The sequence below is a fragment of the Paenibacillus sp. 598K genome (genome assembly GCF_003851045.1).
Classification (GTDB): Bacteria; Bacillota; Bacilli; order Paenibacillales; family Paenibacillaceae; genus Paenibacillus_D.
In genome coordinates this window covers 1-577 of the sequence record NZ_BFBX01000313.1, presented here as the reverse complement: position 1 = coordinate 577, position 577 = coordinate 1, and the positions used below count along the sequence as shown (strand labels likewise).

Annotated in this window: 1 pseudogene; it reads left to right on the top strand. The window is 58.9% G+C overall.

Annotated elements, in window-relative coordinates:
* Positions 1-577, top strand: a pseudogene (locus PA598K_RS36990) (hypothetical protein); the annotation flags it as partial.

The following is a 577-nucleotide window of genomic DNA, read 5'->3' as shown; positions in this document are numbered from 1 at the left end:
GATCGATCCCGAGTTCGGCGCCAAGGACTGGGGCAAGACGGCTGACGATATCGGCGCAGGCAAAGGCGGCATCTACTTCGGCGCATTCTGGCAGCCGCTGTATCCGCTGCAGACGACGATGACCCATACGCCGGACTCCGACTGGAACGCCTACCCGATCCCGGCAGGGGCCGACGGCACGCTCGTGCCGAAGCGTCCGAACAATGTATTCAGCTGGATCGTCGCCAGCAAGGATATGGAGCATCCGGAGGCTGTCGTCAAGGCGATGAATCTGTGGGCCGAGATGTGGATCGAGGGCGGGCAGTACAACGACCTGTTCTACAAAGAGATCCAGGGCAGCGAGAAGTACAGCGGCAAGGAGGTTCACCAATACGCCAAGCCTTACTTCTTTGACGATCCGGGCAAAAACATGGTGATCGGTCAGCAGTTCAAGGAAGCTGTCGAGAAGCAGGACGGCTCGCTGGTGACGCATCCCGACGGCGTATGGAAATGGAACGCATACGAGAACAAAGAACAAAACGGCTGGTCGTACTACAAGTATCTGCTCGAGTCGGAAGGCGTGCTGGCGGGCTACGGC